Origin of the sequence: Burkholderia catarinensis (assembly GCF_001883705.2) — a bacterium.
GTDB classification, from domain to species: Bacteria; Pseudomonadota; Gammaproteobacteria; order Burkholderiales; family Burkholderiaceae; genus Burkholderia; species Burkholderia catarinensis.
Genome location: NZ_MDEQ02000010.1, coordinates 16,185 through 33,021, shown reverse-complemented (window position 1 = coordinate 33,021; position 16,837 = coordinate 16,185). Strand labels below are relative to the sequence as shown.

Sequence of the window (16,837 nt, the reverse complement as noted above, 5' to 3'; positions counted from 1 at the left end):
ACGGCCGGTTTCCGGTGCGTTTAATGACAAGGCAGTGAGACGAGACGGACACGATGTCGAAACAGAGAACTAAGCGGGTGATCGGCAACTGGAAGATGCACGGCCGGCTGGCCGGCAACCAGGCGTTGCTGAACGAAGTGGTGCAGGGCGCGGGCGCGGTGGCGGCCGAAACGTCGGTCGGCGTGTGCGTGCCGTTCCCGTATCTCGCGCAGGTCCGGGCGCAACTCGACGGCGGCCGTGTCGCCTGGGGTGCGCAGGACGTGTCGGCGCACGAACAGGGCGCGTTCACCGGCGAAGTGGCGGCCGCGATGGTCGCGGAGTTCGGCGCACGCTATGCGATCGTCGGCCACTCGGAGCGTCGCGCGTATCACGGCGAGCGCAACGAGGTGGTCGCGGCGAAGACGCAGCGCGCGCTCGCGGCCGGCCTCACGCCCGTCGTGTGCGTCGGCGAGACGCTCGACGAGCGCGAGTCGGGTGCGACCGAGCAGGTCGTCGGCGCGCAACTCGATGCGGTGCTGGCCGTGTTGACGGCCGACGAGGCCGCGCGCATCGTCGTCGCGTACGAGCCGGTGTGGGCGATCGGCACGGGCAAGAGCGCGACGTCGGCGCAGGCGCAGGACGTGCACGCGTTCCTGCGCGCACGTCTCGCGGCAAAGGGTGCGGCGGACGTGTCCGTGCTGTACGGCGGCAGCGTGAAGCCGGACAACGCGGAAGAGCTGTTCGCGCAGCCGGATATCGATGGCGGCCTGATCGGCGGTGCGTCGCTGAAGGCGGAAGATTTCCTGGCGATCTGCCGGGCCGCGCGTTGAGCGGTCCGAGATCGAATTGAACCATGACGGCGGCCGGTCGGTCCGGTCGCCCGATCCAATCGGGTGGGTGTGATGCTGTTATTCAAGACGCTGATTATTGTGGTGCAGGTGCTGTCTGCACTCGGTGTGATTGGTCTCGTGCTGCTGCAGCACGGCAAGGGTGCCGACATGGGCGCTGCATTCGGCAGCGGCGCGTCGGGCAGCCTGTTCGGTGCGACGGGCTCGGCGAACTTCCTGTCGCGCACGACGGGTGTTCTCGCGACGATCTTTTTTGTCGCGACGCTGACGCTGACGTACCTGGGGTCGTACAAGTCGACACCGTCGGCAGGCGTGCTCGGCGCGGCGGCGACCGCCCCGGCATCGGCGCCTGCAGCGTCGGCACCGGCTGTCGCGGCGTCCGCTGCCGCGGGTTCGGCTGCAAGCGCGCCGGGCCAGGATGTCCCGAAATAAAAAGTTAATTTTTTTGCCGTTGTGCGTTGAACAATTCTGAAAGCCGGGTTAGAATTTAAGTCTTGAAGCGATTCGCGGGAAGCAAGCAGTACACCCGAGTTGCATGCAGTGCCGACGTGGTGAAATTGGTAGACACGCTATCTTGAGGGGGTAGTGGCGAAAGCTGTGCGAGTTCGAGTCTCGCCGTCGGCACCAAAGTTACTCAATGCCAGCCGCTTCTAGTGGCTGGCATTTTTCATTTCTGGGGTGTGCTTGCGGTTGTCTTGCGATCGCATGCACTCCGAAATGATTCCTTCCGCCGGAAGTGGTATTCTCCGGACGCTCAGAACCAACCGATAGAGGATTGCCTTGAACCTCGCAGCCTATTACCCCGTCTTGTTGTTCCTTCTCGTGGGCACTGGTTTAGGTATAGCGCTGGTCAGCATCGGCAAGCTCCTTGGTCCCAATAAGCCGGACGTCGAGAAGAACGCACCGTACGAGTGCGGCTTCGAAGCCTTTGAAGACGCCCGGATGAAATTCGACGTCCGGTATTACCTCGTCGCCATCCTGTTCATCATCTTCGATCTCGAAACCGCATTCCTGTTCCCGTGGGGCGTCGCGCTCCGGGACATCGGCTGGCCGGGTTTCATCGCAATGATGATTTTTCTGCTCGAATTCCTGTTGGGCTTTGCCTATATCTGGAAGAAAGGTGGCCTCGACTGGGAGTGATGGGTTAATCGCCGGTTTGCATGGGCGGCCACGCTCGGTCGCTCGTCTGGAGTGGAAAGCAAATGAGTATCGAAGGGGTCTTGAAGGAAGGGTTTGTCACCACGACGGCTGACAAGCTGATCAACTGGACGCGTACCGGCTCGTTGTGGCCGATGACGTTCGGGCTCGCGTGTTGCGCCGTCGAGATGATGCATGCGGGCGCGGCCCGTTACGATCTGGACCGGTTCGGCGTCGTGTTCCGCCCGAGCCCGCGTCAGTCGGACGTGATGATCGTCGCCGGCACGCTCTGCAACAAGATGGCACCCGCCCTGCGCCGCGTGTACGACCAGATGGCCGAGCCGCGCTGGGTGATCTCGATGGGGTCGTGCGCGAACGGCGGCGGCTACTACCACTACTCGTACTCGGTGGTCCGCGGCTGCGACCGGATCGTGCCGGTCGACGTCTACGTGCCGGGCTGTCCGCCCACGGCCGAGGCGCTGGTCTACGGCGTGATCCAGCTTCAGGCGAAGATCCGCCGCACCAATACCATCGCCCGTCAATAAAGCCCCGAGCGTCCCCTCAATATGGCAAGCAAAATCGAGACCCTCAAGGCAAACCTCGAAGCCGCGCTCGGCGCGCGCGTGGTGAGCCTTACCGAAGCGATCGGTGAGCTGACGCTCGTCGTGAAAGCGAGCGATTACCTCGAAGTCGCAACGATGCTGCGCGACGATCCGAAGCTCCGATTCGAGCAACTGATCGACCTCTGCGGCGTCGACTACCAGACCTTCGGCGACGGCGCCTACGACGGCCCGCGCTTCGCGGCCGTGTCGCACCTGCTGTCGGTCACGAACAACTGGCGCCTGCGCCTGCGCGCATTCGCGCCGGACGACGACCTGCCGATCGTGGCATCGCTGGTCGACATCTGGACCTCCGCGAACTGGTACGAGCGCGAAGCGTTCGACCTGTACGGTATCGTGTTCGAAGGCCACCCCGACCTGCGCCGCATCCTCACCGACTACGGCTTCATCGGCCACCCGTTCCGCAAGGACTTCCCGGTGTCGGGCTACGTCGAAATGCGTTACGACCCGGAAGAGAAGCGGGTCGTGTACCAGCCGGTGACGATCGAGCCGCGCGAAATCACGCCGCGCGTGATCCGCGAGGATCGCTATGGCGGTCTGAAACATTAAGGGGGCGTCATGGCAGAAATCAAGAACTACACGCTCAACTTCGGCCCGCAGCACCCGGCAGCGCACGGCGTGCTGCGCCTCGTGCTCGAGCTCGACGGCGAAGTCATCCAGCGTGCCGATCCGCACATCGGCCTGCTGCACCGCGCGACCGAAAAGCTCGCGGAATCCAAGACCTTCATCCAGTCCGTGCCCTACATGGACCGTCTCGACTATGTGTCGATGATGGTCAACGAGCACGGCTATGTGCTCGCGATCGAAAAGCTGCTCGGCATCGAAGTGCCGGAGCGCGCGCAGTACATCCGCGTGCTGTTCGACGAAGTCACGCGCGTGCTGAACCACCTGATGTGGATCGGCGCGCACGCACTCGACGTTGGCGCGATGGCCGTGTTCCTGTACGCATTCCGCGAACGCGAAGACCTGATGGACGTGTACGAAGCGGTGTCCGGCGCCCGGATGCACGCGGCGTACTACCGTCCGGGCGGCGTCTACCGCGATCTGCCTGACGTAATGCCGCAATACAAGGCGTCGAAGATTCGCAACGAGAAGGCGCTCGCGAAGATGAACGAAGCGCGCAGCGGCTCGGTGCTCGACTTCATCGACGATTTCTTCACGCGCTTCCCGAAGTGCGTCGACGAATACGAAACGCTGCTGACCGACAACCGGATCTGGAAGCAGCGTCTGGTCGGGATCGGTGTGGTCAGCCCCGAGCGTGCGCTGCAGATGGGCATGACGGGCCCGATGCTGCGCGGCTCGGGCATTGCGTGGGACTTGCGCAAGAAGCAGCCGTACGAAGTGTACGATCGCATGGATTTCGACGTGCCGGTCGGCGTGAACGGCGATTGCTACGACCGCTATCTGGTGCGCGTCGAAGAAATGCGCCAGTCGATCCGCATCGCGAAACAGTGTATTGAGTGGCTCCGCAAGAATCCGGGCCCGGTGATGACGGACAATCACAAGGTTGCGCCGCCGTCGCGCGTCGGCATGAAGACCAACATGGAAGACTTGATTCACCACTTCAAGCTCTTCACCGAAGGTTTCCATGTGCCGGAAGGCGAAGCGTACGCAGCGGTCGAGCATCCGAAGGGTGAATTCGGCATCTACCTCGTGTCGGACGGTGCCAACAAGCCATATCGCCTCAAGATTCGCGCACCGGGTTTCGCTCACCTGGCGTCGCTGGACGAAATGGCGCGCGGTCACATGATCGCCGACGCCGTCACGATCATCGGTACGCAGGACATCGTGTTCGGCGAGATCGACCGCTAATGGTTGCGCCGCCCGTGCGAGCGGGCGGCGAGCAGTAAGTCACATGCGATGCGCGCTGAACCGGCGCGGCTTCGCAAGCTGTCAACAGAGTGAGCGCCAGGTCTGCCGTCCATGCACCCCAGTGTGCGGCAGGTGGTTCGTTCGGTAGGAATTGAAAGAGTCGTGTCTGAAAATGATCTCAGCTGAAGGCCTGAAGGAAATCGATCGAGCGTTGACGAAGTATCCCGCCGATCAGAAACAGTCCGCCGTGATGTCGGCGTTGGCCGTTGCTCAGGAAGAGCACGGCTGGCTGTCGCCCGAACTGATGCAGTTCGTTGCGGACTATCTCGGCATGCCGGCCGTTGCCGTGCAGGAAGTCGCGACGTTCTACACGATGTACGAGCTCAACCCGGTCGGCAAGCACAAGATCACGCTCTGCACGAACCTGCCGTGCCAGCTTGGCCCGGACGGCGGCGCTGAAGCGACTGCCGACTACCTGAAACAGAAGCTGGGCATCGGCTTCGGCGAGACCACGCCCGACGGCAAGTTCACGCTGAAGGAAGGCGAATGCATGGGCTCGTGCGGCGATGCGCCGGTGCTGCTGGTGAACAATCACAGAATGTGCAGCTTCATGAGCCGCGAGAAGATCGACCAGCTGCTTGAGGAACTCTCGAAATGACGTCCCTCCACGACCGTCACATCAAACCGCTGATCCTCGCTGGTCTGAACGGCGAGAACTGGCATCTCGAAGACTACGTTGCGCGCGGCGGCTACAAGCAGCTGCGCCGCATTCTCGAAGAAAAGATTCCGCCCGAGCAGGTGATCGCCGACGTGAAGGCGTCGGGCCTGCGTGGCCGTGGCGGTGCGGGCTTCCCGACCGGCCTGAAGTGGAGCTTCATGCCGCGCCAGTTTCCGGGGCAGAAGTACCTCGTCTGCAACTCGGACGAAGGCGAGCCGGGCACGTTCAAGGATCGCGACATCCTGCGCTGGAACCCGCACGCGCTGATCGAAGGCATGGCCATCGGCGCCTACGCGATGGGCATCACCGTCGGCTACAACTACATCCACGGCGAAATCTTCGAAGTGTATCGACGCTTCGAGGCTGCACTCGACGAAGCGCGCGCCGCGGGGTTCCTCGGCGACCACATCATGGGCTCGGAATTCTCGTTCCAGCTGCACGCGCACCATGGCTACGGCGCGTACATCTGCGGCGAGGAAACGGCACTGCTCGAGTCGCTCGAGGGCAAGAAGGGCCAGCCGCGCTTCAAGCCGCCGTTCCCGGCGAGCTTCGGCGTGTACGGCAAGCCGACCACGATCAACAACACCGAAACGTTCGCCGCGGTGCCGTTCCTGCTGTCCATCGGGCCGCAGAATTACCTCGAGATCGGCAAGCCGAACAACGGCGGCACGAAGATTTTCTCGGTATCGGGCGACGTCGAGCGTCCGGGCAACTACGAAGTGCCGCTCGGCACGCCGTTCGCGACGCTGATGGAGCTCGCCGGCGGGATGCGCGGCGGCAAGAAGATCAAGGCCGTGATTCCGGGCGGTTCGTCGGCACCGGTGATCCCGGGCGACATCATGATGCAGACGGATCTCGATTACGACGCGATCGCGAAGGCGGGCTCGATGCTCGGTTCCGGCGCGGTGATCGTGATGGACGAGACGCGCTGCATGGTGCGCGCGCTGCTGCGCCTGTCGTACTTCTACTACGAGGAATCGTGCGGTCAGTGCACGCCGTGTCGTGAAGGCACCGGCTGGCTGTATCGCGTCGTGAACCGTATCGAGCACGGCGAAGGCCGCCAGGAAGATCTGGACCTGCTGAACTCGGTCGCCGAGAACATCATGGGCCGCACGATCTGTGCGCTCGGCGATGCGGCGGCGATGCCGGTACGCGGGATGCTCAAGCACTACTGGGACGAATTCGCGTACCACGTCGAGCACAAGCACTGCATGGTCGGCGGCCATGCGCACGCGGCGGCAGCCTGAAGCGAACCCGGTTGCGGAATTTGAGCGCACGGTCGGGCGAAGGCGCGAACGGGCGGAAATAGGTTAAGGACCATTCACCATCATGGTTGAACTTGAAATAGACGGCAAGAAGGTCGAGGTGCCCGAAGGCAGCATGGTGATCCAGGCTGCGCACAAGGCGGATACGTACATTCCTCACTTCTGCTATCACAAGAAGCTGTCGGTTGCGGCCAACTGCCGGATGTGTCTCGTCGAAGTCGAGAAGATGCCGAAGGCCGTGCCTGCCTGCGCGACTCCCGTGTCGGCCGGCATGATCGTCCACACGCAGTCCGACAAGGCCGTGAAGGCCCAGCAGTCGGTGATGGAATTCCTCCTCATCAATCACCCGCTCGATTGCCCGATCTGCGATCAGGGCGGCGAATGCCAGCTGCAGGATCTGGCGGTCGGCTACGGCAAGTCGTCGTCGCGCTACTCGGAAGAAAAGCGCGTGGTGTTCCACAAGAACGTGGGCCCGCTGATCTCGATGGAAGAAATGTCGCGCTGCATCCACTGCACGCGCTGCGTCCGCTTCGGCCAGGAAATCGCCGGCGTGATGGAGTTCGGCATGCTGGGCCGCGGCGAGCACTCGGAAATCACGACGTTCGTCGGCAAGACGGTCGACTCCGAGATGTCGGGCAACATGATCGATCTGTGCCCGGTCGGCGCGCTGACCAGCAAGCCGTTCCGATACAGCGCCCGTACGTGGGAACTGTCGCGCCGCAAGTCGGTGAGCCCGCACGATTCCGTCGGCGCGAACCTCGTCGTGCAGGTGAAGAACAACCGCGTGATGCGCATGCTGCCGTTCGAGAACGAAGCGATCAACGAATGCTGGATCTCGGACAAGGACCGCTTCTCGTATGAAGGCCTCAACAGCGAAGAGCGCCTGACGAAGCCGATGCTGAAGCAGGGCGGTCAGTGGATCGAATCCGACTGGCAGACCGCGCTCGAATATGTCGCGAAGGGCCTGAAGGGCATCGCCGCGGATCACGGCGCGAGCGCGCTGGCGATGCTCGCGAGCGCGCACAGCACCGCTGAAGAGCTGTTCCTCGTGAAGCAGCTCGCCAACGAACTGAAGACGCCGAACGTCGATTTCCGTTTGCGTCAGCAGGATTTCTCGGCGCCGGTCCAGGGCGCGCCGTGGCTCGGCATGCCGATCGCCGACCTGTCGAACGTGGACGCCGCGTTCGTCGTCGGTTCGTTCCTGCGCCGCGACCACCCGCTGTTCGCCGCCCGCCTGCGTCAGGCCGCGAAGAACGGCGCAAAGCTGCATTTCCTGCACGCGACCGGTGACGACGCACTGATTCCGACCGCGCAGCGCATCGTCGCCGCGCCGTCGGCATGGCTCGACGAACTGGCCGGCATCGCCGCGGCCGTCGCGCAACTGCGCGGTGTTGCGCTGCCCGACACGCTCGCGGGCGTCACGGCATCGCCGGCCGCACAGGCCGTCGCCCAGTCGCTCGCGAACGGCGAACGCCGCGCGGTGCTGCTCGGCAACGTCGCGGTCCGCCATCCGGAATTCGCGAAGCTGCACGCCGTCGCCCAGTGGATCGCCGACAACACCGGCGCCACGTTCGGCTTCCTGACGGAAGCGGCGAACACGGTCGGCGCGCACGTCGTCGGCGCGCTGCCGGGCGAAGGCGGCCTGAATGCACGCGAAGCGTTCGCGCAGCCGCGCAAGGGCTACGTGCTGCTGAACGTCGAACCGGAATTCGACACGGCTGATCCGGCGCAGGCGCTTGCCGCGCTGAACCAGGCGGAAATGGTCGTCGTGATGTCGCCGTTCAAGCACGGCCTCGACTATGCCGACGTGCTGCTGCCGGTTGCACCGTTCACGGAAACGTCCGGCACGTTCGTCAATGCGGAAGGCACCGTGCAGAGCTTCAACGGCGTCGTGCGCCCGCTCGGCGAAACGCGTCCGGCGTGGAAGGTGCTGCGCGTACTCGGCAGCCTGCTCGGCCTGCCGAACTTCGAATACGAGACGGCGGAAGAAGTGCGTCTCGCGGCGCTCGGCGACGCAGGTGTCGCGAGCCGTCTGTCGAACCGGACGTCGGTCGCTCCGGTGCGCATCGCGGCGAATGCCGCGAACGGCGGTTTCGAGCGCCTGGCCGATGTGCCGATCTATCACGCCGACGCGCTCGTGCGCCGCGCGGGTGCGCTGCACCTGACGGTCGCAGCGAAGGCGGCGAATGCCGCGGCCCTGCCGGCCGCGCTGTTCGACAAGCTGGGCTTGAAGGAGGGCGACGCCGTGCGCGTGCGCCAGGGCGAGCGCGCGGTGCAGTTGCCGGCCATGCGCGACGCGAATCTTGCGGAGACGGTCGTTCGCGTGTCGGCGGCCACGCCTGCCGGCGCAGCGCTCGGCAGCCTGTCCGGTGAACTGGTGGTGGAGAAGGCGTAAATGAGCTTGTTCGATACGATCAACGCGGGCGGAACCCAGCTTCTCGGCTTCGCGTGGCCGACGGTGTGGGCAGTCGTGCGCATCCTCGTCGTCTCCGTTGTCATCCTGCTGTGCGTCGCGTACCTGATTCTGTGGGAACGCAAGCTGATCGGCTGGATGCACGTGCGTCTCGGTCCGAACCGCGTCGGCCCCGGCGGCTTGCTGCAGCCGATCGCCGACGTGCTGAAGCTGCTGCTGAAGGAAGTCATTCAGCCGAGCGCCGCCAGCCGCTGGCTGTACCTGATCGCACCGGTCATGACCGTCGTGCCGGCGTTCGCCGTGTGGGCCGTGATCCCGTTCCAGGCCCAGGCCGTGCTCGCGAACATCAACGCAGGCCTGCTGTACGCGATGGCGATCTCGTCGATCGGTGTGTACGCGGTGATTCTCGCGGGCTGGGCGTCGAACTCGAAGTACGCGTTCCTCGGCGCGATGCGCGCCGCGGCGCAGATGGTGTCGTACGAAATCTCGATGGGCTTCGCGCTGGTGCTGGTGCTGATGACGGCCGGCAGCCTGAACATGTCGGAAATCGTCAATTCGCAGCAGCATGGCTTCTTCGCGGGCCACGGCGTGAACTTCCTGTCGTGGAACTGGCTGCCGCTCCTGCCGGCATTCGTCGTCTACTTCATCTCGGGCATCGCCGAAACGAACCGTCACCCGTTCGACGTGGTGGAAGGGGAGTCGGAGATCGTCGCCGGTCACATGATCGATTACTCGGGCATGGCGTTCGCGCTGTTCTTCCTGGCCGAGTACATCAACATGATCGTGATCTCGGCGCTGGCTGCGACGCTGTTCCTCGGCGGCTGGGATGCACCGTTCGAGTTCCTGTCGTTCATTCCGGGCATCTTCTGGCTGGTGCTGAAGGTCTTTGCACTGCTGTCGGTGTTCATCTGGGTCCGCGCGACGTTCCCGCGTTACCGTTACGACCAGATCATGCGCCTGGGCTGGAAGGTGTTCCTGCCCGTCACGGTGATCTGGGTGATCGTGGTCGGCTTCTGGATGATGTCGCCGCTCAACATCTGGGTGAAGTAAAGATCGGACGAAATCATGACCGCAATCCAACACTTCTTTAAGACGTTCTTCCTGACCGAGCTGCTGAAGGGGCTCGCGCTGACCGGTCGTTACACGTTCAAGCGCAAGGTCACCGTGCAGTTCCCGGAAGAGAAGACGCCGATCTCGCCGCGCTTTCGCGGGCTGCACGCGCTGCGCCGCTACGAGAACGGCGAAGAGCGCTGCATCGCGTGCAAGCTCTGCGAGGCCGTGTGCCCCGCGATGGCTATCACGATCGAATCGGAAACGCGCGCGGACAACACGCGCCGCACGACGCGCTACGACATCGACCTGACGAAGTGCATCTTCTGCGGTTTCTGCGAAGAGAGCTGCCCGGTCGATTCGATCGTCGAGACGCAGATTCTCGAGTACCACGGCGAAAAACGCGGCGACCTGTATTTCACGAAGGAAATGCTGCTCGCGGTGGGCGATCGCTACGAGAAGGACATCGCTGCGGCGAAGGCTGCCGACGCGCCGTATCGTTGATTGTGTTTGCAGTGCCGGCCCGGCATGAACGGGCCGAGCCGCCGCGACGGGTGCGGCACGCGAGAGCGTCCCGCAAGCCGCGCCTGACTATGGCCTAACGATGAACCGGTAATCATGGAATTCACGACCGTACTGTTCTACATCTTCGCGCTGCTCCTGGTGGTATCAGGGCTGAAGGTGATCACTTCGCGCAACCCGGTGGCGTCTGCGCTTTTCCTTGTGCTGGCGTTCTTCAACGCCGCCGCGATCTGGATGCTGCTGGAAGCGGAGTTCCTCGCGATCCTGCTGGTGCTGGTCTACGTGGGCGCCGTGATGGTGCTGTTCCTGTTCGTCGTGATGATGCTGGACATCAACATCGACTACCTGCGTCGCGACTTCAAGCGCTTCGTGCCGATGGCGACCGTGGTCGGCGCGATCATCGTGATCGAGACCGCGCTGATCCTGTGGCGCGGCTACGGCGACACGCACACGGTGCACGCGATGGCGACGGGCGAGATGGCCAACTGGTCGAACACGCGACTGATCGGCAAGGTGATCTACACCGACTACATCTTCGCGTTTGAAATCGCCGGTCTCGTGCTGCTGGTCGCGATCATTGCCGCGATCGGGCTGACCGAGCGCAAGGGCAAGGACAGCAAGCGCCAGCGCGTGTCGGATCAGGTCAAGGTGCGTCGCGAAGACCGCGTGCGTCTTGTGAAGATGGAAGCGGAAAAGCCGCAGCCGGAAACGGCGCAGAGCGAAGCCGGTACGAGCACCAACGGCTAAGCGGAGGAAAAGAAACCATGTTGACTCTTGCTCATTACCTCGTGCTCGGCGCGATCCTCTTCGCGATCTCGATCGTCGGGATTTTCCTGAACCGCCGCAACATCATCATCATCCTGATGGCGATCGAACTGATGCTGCTGGCGGTGAATACCAACTTCGTCGCGTTCTCGCACTACCTCGGCGATGTGCACGGCCAGATCTTCGTGTTCTTCGTGCTGACCGTCGCGGCAGCGGAAGCCGCGATCGGTCTCGCGATTCTGGTGACCCTGTTCCGCAAGCTCGACACGATCAATGTCGAGGATCTCGATCAGCTCAAAGGTTAATTTCAGGCTACGCTGTTATGTCAACGACACTCAATGAAAACCTGCTGCTGGCGATTCCGCTCGCTCCGCTGGCCGGCTCGCTGATTGCGGGGCTGTTCGGGAACGCAGTCGGGCGCAAGGGCGCACACCGGATCACGATCCTCGGCGTAATGATCGCGTTCCTCCTGTCGGCGAAAGTCTTCTTCGACGTGCTGGGCGGCGCGAGCTTCAACGCGACCGTCTACGAATGGATGAACGTCGGCTCGCTGAAACTCGAGATCGGCTTCCTCGTCGATTCGCTGACCGCGATGATGATGGTCGTCGTGACCTTCGTCTCGCTGATGGTGCACATCTACACGATCGGCTACATGTCGGAAGAAGACGGCTACCAGCGCTTCTTCTCGTACATCTCGCTGTTCACGTTCTCGATGCTGATGCTCGTGATGAGCAACAACTTCCTGCAGCTGTTCTTCGGCTGGGAAGCGGTGGGTCTGGTGTCGTACCTGCTGATCGGCTTCTACTTCACGCGTGAGAGCGCGATCTACGCGAACATGAAGGCGTTCCTCGTGAACCGCGTGGGCGACTTCGGCTTCCTGCTCGGCATCGGCCTGCTGCTCGCGTTCGCCGGCTCGATGAACTACGGCGAAGTGTTCGCGAAGCGCGCGGAACTCGCGAGCCTGCACTTCCCGGGTACCGACTGGGGCCTGCTGACCGTTGCCTGTATCTGCCTGTTCATCGGCGCGATGGGCAAGTCGGCACAGTTCCCGCTGCACGTGTGGCTGCCGGACTCGATGGAAGGCCCGACCCCGATCTCGGCGCTGATTCACGCGGCGACGATGGTGACGGCCGGCATCTTCATGGTGACGCGCATGTCGCCGCTGTTCGAGCTGTCGGACACCGCGCTGTCGTTCATCACGGTGATCGGCGCGATCACGGCGCTCTTCATGGGTTTCCTCGGCATCGTCCAGAACGACATCAAGCGCGTGGTCGCGTACTCGACGCTGTCGCAGCTCGGCTACATGACCGTCGCGCTCGGCGTGTCCGCTTACCCGGTCGCCGTGTTCCACCTGATGACGCACGCGTTCTTCAAGGCGCTGCTGTTCCTCGGCGCCGGCTCGGTCATCATGGGCATGCACCACGACCAGGACATGCGCAACATGGGCGGCCTGCGCAAGTACATGCCGATCACGTGGATCACGTCGCTGGTCGGTTCGCTCGCGCTGATCGGCACGCCGTTCTTCTCGGGCTTCTACTCGAAGGACTCGATCATCGACGCGGTGAAGCTGTCGCACCTGCCGGGTTCGGGCTTCGCTTACTTCGCGGTCGTCGCGAGCGTGTTCGTCACGGCGCTGTACTCGTTCCGCATGTACTTCCTGGTGTTCCACGGCGAAGAGCGCTTCCGCAAGCCGAAGCATCCGGAATCGCCGATGGGCGCGGCAGCCGCGCACGGCCACGACGACCACGGTCACGGCCACGGTCATGACGACCACGCGCACGAACCGCACGAGACCCCGTGGGTCGTGTGGGTGCCGCTCGTGCTGCTGGCGATCCCGTCGGTGATCATCGGTGCGATCGCGATCGGCCCGATGCTGTTCGGCGACTTCTTCCAGCACGGCGTTGCATTCGACAAGGTGATCTTCATCGGCGAAAACCATCCGGCGCTGGCCGAGATGGCCGAAGAGTTCCACGGCTGGGTGGGCATGGGCCTGCACTCGGTGTCGGGCCTGCCGGTCTGGCTCGCGCTTGCCGGTATCGTCGTCGCCTGGTTCCTGTACCTGAAGCGTCCGGAGCTGCCGGCGTCGATCCGCCGCGCGTTCGGTCCGATCTACACGCTGCTGGACAACAAGTACTACATGGACAAGATCAACGAAGTGGTGTTCGCCCGTGGTTCGGTGGCGATCGGCCGCGGCCTGTGGAAGGAGGGTGACGTCGTGGTGATCGACGGCCTCGTCAACGGCAGTGCCCGGTTCATCGGCTGGTTCGCCAGCGTGATCCGCTTCCTCCAATCCGGTTACATCTATCACTACGCGTTCGCCATGATCATCGGCATGCTGGGGCTCCTGACCCTGTTTGTAACGCTCGGCGGCAAATAAGGCGGGGGGACAACTTAATGCACGCTTTTCCGATTCTCAGTACCGCGATCTGGCTGCCGATCGTTTTCGGCCTCCTCGTGCTCGCGGTGGGTAACGACAAAAATCCGGGGACGGCCCGCTGGGTCGCGCTGATCGGTTCGCTGCTCGGTCTCGCAGTCACGATTCCGCTGATCACGGGCTTCGACTCGAGCACGGCTGCGCTGCAGTTCGTCGAGAAGTCGACCTGGATCGAACGCTTCGACATCTCGTATCACCTCGGCGTCGACGGCATCTCGATGTGGTTCGTCGTGCTGACCGCGCTGATTACGGTGATCGTCGTGATCAGCGCATGGGAAGTCATCACCGAGAACGTTGCGCAGTACCTCGCGGCGTTCCTGATCCTGTCCGGGATCATGATCGGCGTGTTCTCGGCGGCCGACGGCCTGCTGTTCTACGTATTCTTCGAGGCGACCCTGATCCCGATGTACATCATCATCGGCGTGTGGGGTGGCCCGAACCGCGTGTATGCGGCATTCAAGTTCTTCCTGTACACGCTGGCCGGCTCGCTGCTGATGCTGGTCGCGCTGATCTACCTGTACACGGAAACGCACTCGTTCGACCTCGCGACGTGGCAGAACGCGAAGATCGCGATGACGCCACAGATCCTGCTGTTCATCGCGTTCTTCCTCGCGTTTGCGGTGAAGGTGCCGATGTGGCCGGTGCACACGTGGCTGCCGGACGCGCACGTGGAAGCGCCGACGGGCGGCTCGGTCGTGCTGGCTGCGATCATGCTGAAGCTCGGCGCGTACGGTTTCCTGCGCTTCTCGCTGCCGATCACGCCTGACGCGAGCCACTTCCTGGCACCCGTCGTGATCACGCTGTCGCTGATCGCGGTGATCTACATCGGCCTCGTCGCGATGGTGCAGTCCGACATGAAGAAGCTGGTCGCGTATTCGTCGATCGCGCACATGGGCTTCGTCACGCTCGGTTTCTTCATCTTCAACCAGCTCGGCGTCGAAGGCGCGATCATCCAGATGATCTCGCACGGCTTCGTATCGGGCGCGATGTTCCTCTGCATCGGCGTGCTGTACGACCGCTTGCACTCGCGCCAGATCGCCGATTACGGCGGTGTCGTCAACGTGATGCCGAAGTTCGCGGCATTCGCGATGCTGTTCTCGATGGCCAACTGCGGCCTGCCGGGTACCTCGGGTTTCGTCGGCGAGTTCATGGTGATTCTCGCAGCCGTCCAGTACAACTTCTGGATCGCGTTCGGCGCGGCATTCACGCTGATCCTCGGTGCTGCGTACACGCTGTGGATGTACAAGCGCGTGTACTTCGGCGCGGTCGCGAACGATCACGTCGCCAAGCTGAAGGATATCGGCCGCCGCGAATTCGTGATGCTGGCCGTGCTTGCCGCGTTCACGATGCTGATGGGCCTGTATCCGAAGCCTTTCACCGACGTGATGCACGTTTCCGTGGAAAACCTCCTCTCCCATGTCGCGCAGTCCAAGCTGCCGCTGGCCCAGTAATCGCGAGCGGAGGAAATCAAGCTCATGAACGCTCCTATGAATGTCCTGTTGCCTGACGCGCTGGTGATGGCCGCCATCGTCGTCGCGTGGTTGAACGACACCTTTGCCGGTGCATCCGGCCGCCGCCTGACCTACCTGATCGCGGTCGTATCGTCGGTCGTCGCCGGCGTGTGGTTCGCCGTGCAGGCGCTTGACCCGCAGCAGTACTACTTCTTCTCGAAGATGGTCGTCGTCGACTCGTTCGCGAGCATGATGAAGGCTGTCGTGTCGTTCGGTTTCGCGGTCTCGCTCGTTTATTCGCGCAAGTACCTCGAAGATCGCGACATGTTCCGCGGCGACGTATTCCTGCTCGGCATGTTCTCGCTGCTTGGCCAGCTGGTCATGGTGTCGGGCAACAACTTCCTGACGCTGTACCTCGGTCTCGAACTGATGTCGCTGTCGCTGTACGCGGTCATCGCGCTGCGCCGCGACGCTGCGCAGTCGAGCGAAGCCGCGATGAAGTACTACGTGCTGGGCGCGCTTGCGTCGGGCTTCGTGCTGTACGGCATCTCGATGCTTTACGGTGCGACCGGCTCGCTCGAACTGGGCGAGGTGTACAAGGCGGTCGGCGGCAACACCGATGCAGCCGTGCTGATGTTCGGCGTGATCTTCATCGTCGCCGGTATCGCGTTCAAGCTCGGCGCCGTGCCGTTCCACATGTGGGTGCCGGACGTCTACCAGGGCGCACCGACCGCGATGACGCTGTTCGTCGGCGGCGGCCCGAAGGTTGCCGCGTTCGCGTGGGGCCTGCGCTTCCTGGTGATGGGGCTGCTGCCGCTCGCGCAGAACTGGCAGACCGCACTCGTGATCCTCGCCGCGCTGTCGCTGATCGTCGGCAACATCACGGGTATCGTCCAGCGCAACATCAAGCGGATGCTCGCGTACTCGGCGATCTCGAACATGGGCTTCGTGCTGCTCGGCCTGCTCGCTGGCATTGTCAAGGGCGACGCGGCGGCACCGGCGAACGCATACAGCTCGGCGATGTTCTACGCGATCGTCTACCTGATCACGACGCTCGGCTCGTTCGGCGTGGTGATGCTGCTGGCGCGCCGCGATTTCGAAGCCGAAACGATCGACGACTTCAAGGGCCTCAACAAGCGCAGCCCGGTGTTCGCGTTCGTGATGATGGTCATGATGTTCTCGCTGGCAGGCATCCCGCCGACCGTCGGCTTCTATGCGAAGCTCGCCGTGCTCGAGGCGACCGTCAACGCGGGCCTGACGTGGCTGGCCGTGCTGGCCGTGATCACGTCGCTGTTCGGCGCGTTCTACTACCTGCGCATCGTGAAGCTGATGTATTTCGATGCACCGCAGGATTCGACGCCGATCTCGGGCGATTTCTGCAAGCGCACGATCCTCGTGCTGAACGGCCTTGCGGTCGTCGTGCTCGGCCTGATCCCGAGCCCGCTGCTGACGGCCTGCCTGCAGGCGATCCGTCACACGCTGCCGCTGTAATGTCGGCAGCCGGCTGGTTTATCGTGCTGTTGGCGCTCGTATGCGCCAACCTGCCGTTCCTGAACCAACGCCTCTTCGCCGTCGTGCCGTTCGGTGCGGCGAAGAAGAGTGCGTGGGTGCGGATCGGCGAGCTGGTCGTGCTGTACTTCGTGGTCGGCGCGCTCGGCTTCTGGCTCGAGTCGCGCGCCGGCAACCGCTTCGAACAGGGCTGGCAGTTTTACGCGATCACATTCAGTCTTTTCATCGTGCTCGCGTTTCCCGGCTTCACGTTCCAGTATCTCGTCAAACGACGCTGACGGCTCCGGCCGTCCGTCGTGCTCATCCAGGAGCCG

Annotated in this window: 17 protein-coding genes and 1 tRNA gene; all 18 read left to right on the top strand. The window is 63.2% G+C overall.

Translation table 11 applies throughout. The features are described from left to right. Positions 1–53 precede the first annotated feature (53 nt). The 18 genes from tpiA to BFF94_RS17435 all read left to right on the top strand — a co-directional run bounded on the left by tpiA (position 54) and on the right by BFF94_RS17435 (position 16,801). Positions 54–809, top strand: a complete 756-nt coding sequence (gene tpiA / locus BFF94_RS17520) for a triose-phosphate isomerase (protein WP_128844756.1) — start codon at positions 54–56, stop codon at positions 807–809. Positions 810–881: 72 nt separating this feature from the next. Further along, on the top strand, positions 882–1,259 hold the full coding sequence (gene secG, locus BFF94_RS17515) for a preprotein translocase subunit SecG (RefSeq protein ID WP_128844754.1): 378 nt from the start codon (positions 882–884) through the stop codon (positions 1,257–1,259). A gap of 110 nt (positions 1,260–1,369) precedes the next feature. Continuing rightward, positions 1,370–1,454 (top strand) — tRNA-Leu (locus tag BFF94_RS17510). Positions 1,455–1,607: 153 nt separating this feature from the next. Next, positions 1,608–1,967, top strand: coding sequence for an NADH-quinone oxidoreductase subunit A (locus BFF94_RS17505; protein WP_006398798.1), 360 nt, complete (start codon positions 1,608–1,610; stop codon positions 1,965–1,967). A gap of 62 nt (positions 1,968–2,029) precedes the next feature. Then, entirely contained in the window at positions 2,030–2,509 is a 480-nt protein-coding gene (locus tag BFF94_RS17500) for a NuoB/complex I 20 kDa subunit family protein (protein ID WP_006398799.1), read from the top strand. 21 nt (positions 2,510–2,530) lie between these two features. Further along, positions 2,531–3,133: an NADH-quinone oxidoreductase subunit C gene (locus tag BFF94_RS17495; RefSeq protein ID WP_031401912.1), complete on the top strand. Its 603-nt coding sequence runs from the start codon at positions 2,531–2,533 to the stop codon at positions 3,131–3,133. Between the two features lie 9 nt (positions 3,134–3,142). Further along, positions 3,143–4,396, top strand: coding sequence for an NADH-quinone oxidoreductase subunit D (locus tag BFF94_RS17490; protein WP_128844751.1), 1,254 nt, complete (start codon positions 3,143–3,145; stop codon positions 4,394–4,396). Between the two features lie 172 nt (positions 4,397–4,568). Beyond that, entirely contained in the window at positions 4,569–5,054 is a 486-nt protein-coding gene (gene nuoE, locus BFF94_RS17485; RefSeq protein ID WP_006750460.1) for an NADH-quinone oxidoreductase subunit NuoE, read from the top strand. Further along, entirely contained in the window at positions 5,051–6,361 is a 1,311-nt protein-coding gene (gene nuoF / locus BFF94_RS17480; RefSeq protein WP_128844749.1) for an NADH-quinone oxidoreductase subunit NuoF, read from the top strand. The genes nuoE and nuoF overlap by 4 nt, the downstream gene beginning before the upstream one ends. Before the next feature lie 82 nt (positions 6,362–6,443). Continuing rightward, entirely contained in the window at positions 6,444–8,774 is a 2,331-nt protein-coding gene (nuoG, locus tag BFF94_RS17475) for an NADH-quinone oxidoreductase subunit NuoG (protein WP_219139587.1), read from the top strand. Next, complete coding sequence (gene nuoH, locus BFF94_RS17470) at positions 8,775–9,842, top strand: NADH-quinone oxidoreductase subunit NuoH (protein ID WP_048249363.1); 1,068 nt, start codon at positions 8,775–8,777, stop codon at positions 9,840–9,842. It abuts the gene before it with no gap. 15 nt (positions 9,843–9,857) lie between these two features. Further along, positions 9,858–10,346, top strand: coding sequence for an NADH-quinone oxidoreductase subunit NuoI (nuoI, locus tag BFF94_RS17465; protein WP_014896508.1), 489 nt, complete (start codon positions 9,858–9,860; stop codon positions 10,344–10,346). Positions 10,347–10,460: 114 nt separating this feature from the next. Further along, positions 10,461–11,111, top strand: coding sequence for an NADH-quinone oxidoreductase subunit J (locus BFF94_RS17460; RefSeq protein WP_128844743.1), 651 nt, complete (start codon positions 10,461–10,463; stop codon positions 11,109–11,111). Positions 11,112–11,128: 17 nt separating this feature from the next. Beyond that, positions 11,129–11,434 carry an NADH-quinone oxidoreductase subunit NuoK gene (gene nuoK / locus BFF94_RS17455; protein WP_114177577.1) on the top strand — a complete coding sequence of 102 codons (306 nt, stop codon included), beginning with the start codon at positions 11,129–11,131 and terminating at the stop codon, positions 11,432–11,434. A gap of 17 nt (positions 11,435–11,451) precedes the next feature. Further along, on the top strand, positions 11,452–13,506 hold the full coding sequence (nuoL, locus tag BFF94_RS17450; protein WP_128844741.1) for an NADH-quinone oxidoreductase subunit L: 2,055 nt from the start codon (positions 11,452–11,454) through the stop codon (positions 13,504–13,506). 17 nt (positions 13,507–13,523) lie between these two features. Then, positions 13,524–15,014, top strand: coding sequence for an NADH-quinone oxidoreductase subunit M (locus BFF94_RS17445; RefSeq protein ID WP_128844738.1), 1,491 nt, complete (start codon positions 13,524–13,526; stop codon positions 15,012–15,014). 36 nt (positions 15,015–15,050) lie between these two features. Next, positions 15,051–16,505: an NADH-quinone oxidoreductase subunit NuoN gene (nuoN, locus tag BFF94_RS17440; protein WP_201260417.1), complete on the top strand. Its 1,455-nt coding sequence runs from the start codon at positions 15,051–15,053 to the stop codon at positions 16,503–16,505. After that, positions 16,505–16,801 (top strand): DUF2818 family protein, encoded by a 297-nt coding sequence (locus BFF94_RS17435; protein ID WP_128844733.1) that lies wholly within the window; start codon positions 16,505–16,507, stop codon positions 16,799–16,801. Before nuoN ends, BFF94_RS17435 begins: the two co-directional genes overlap by 1 nt. Positions 16,802–16,837 lie beyond the last annotated feature (36 nt).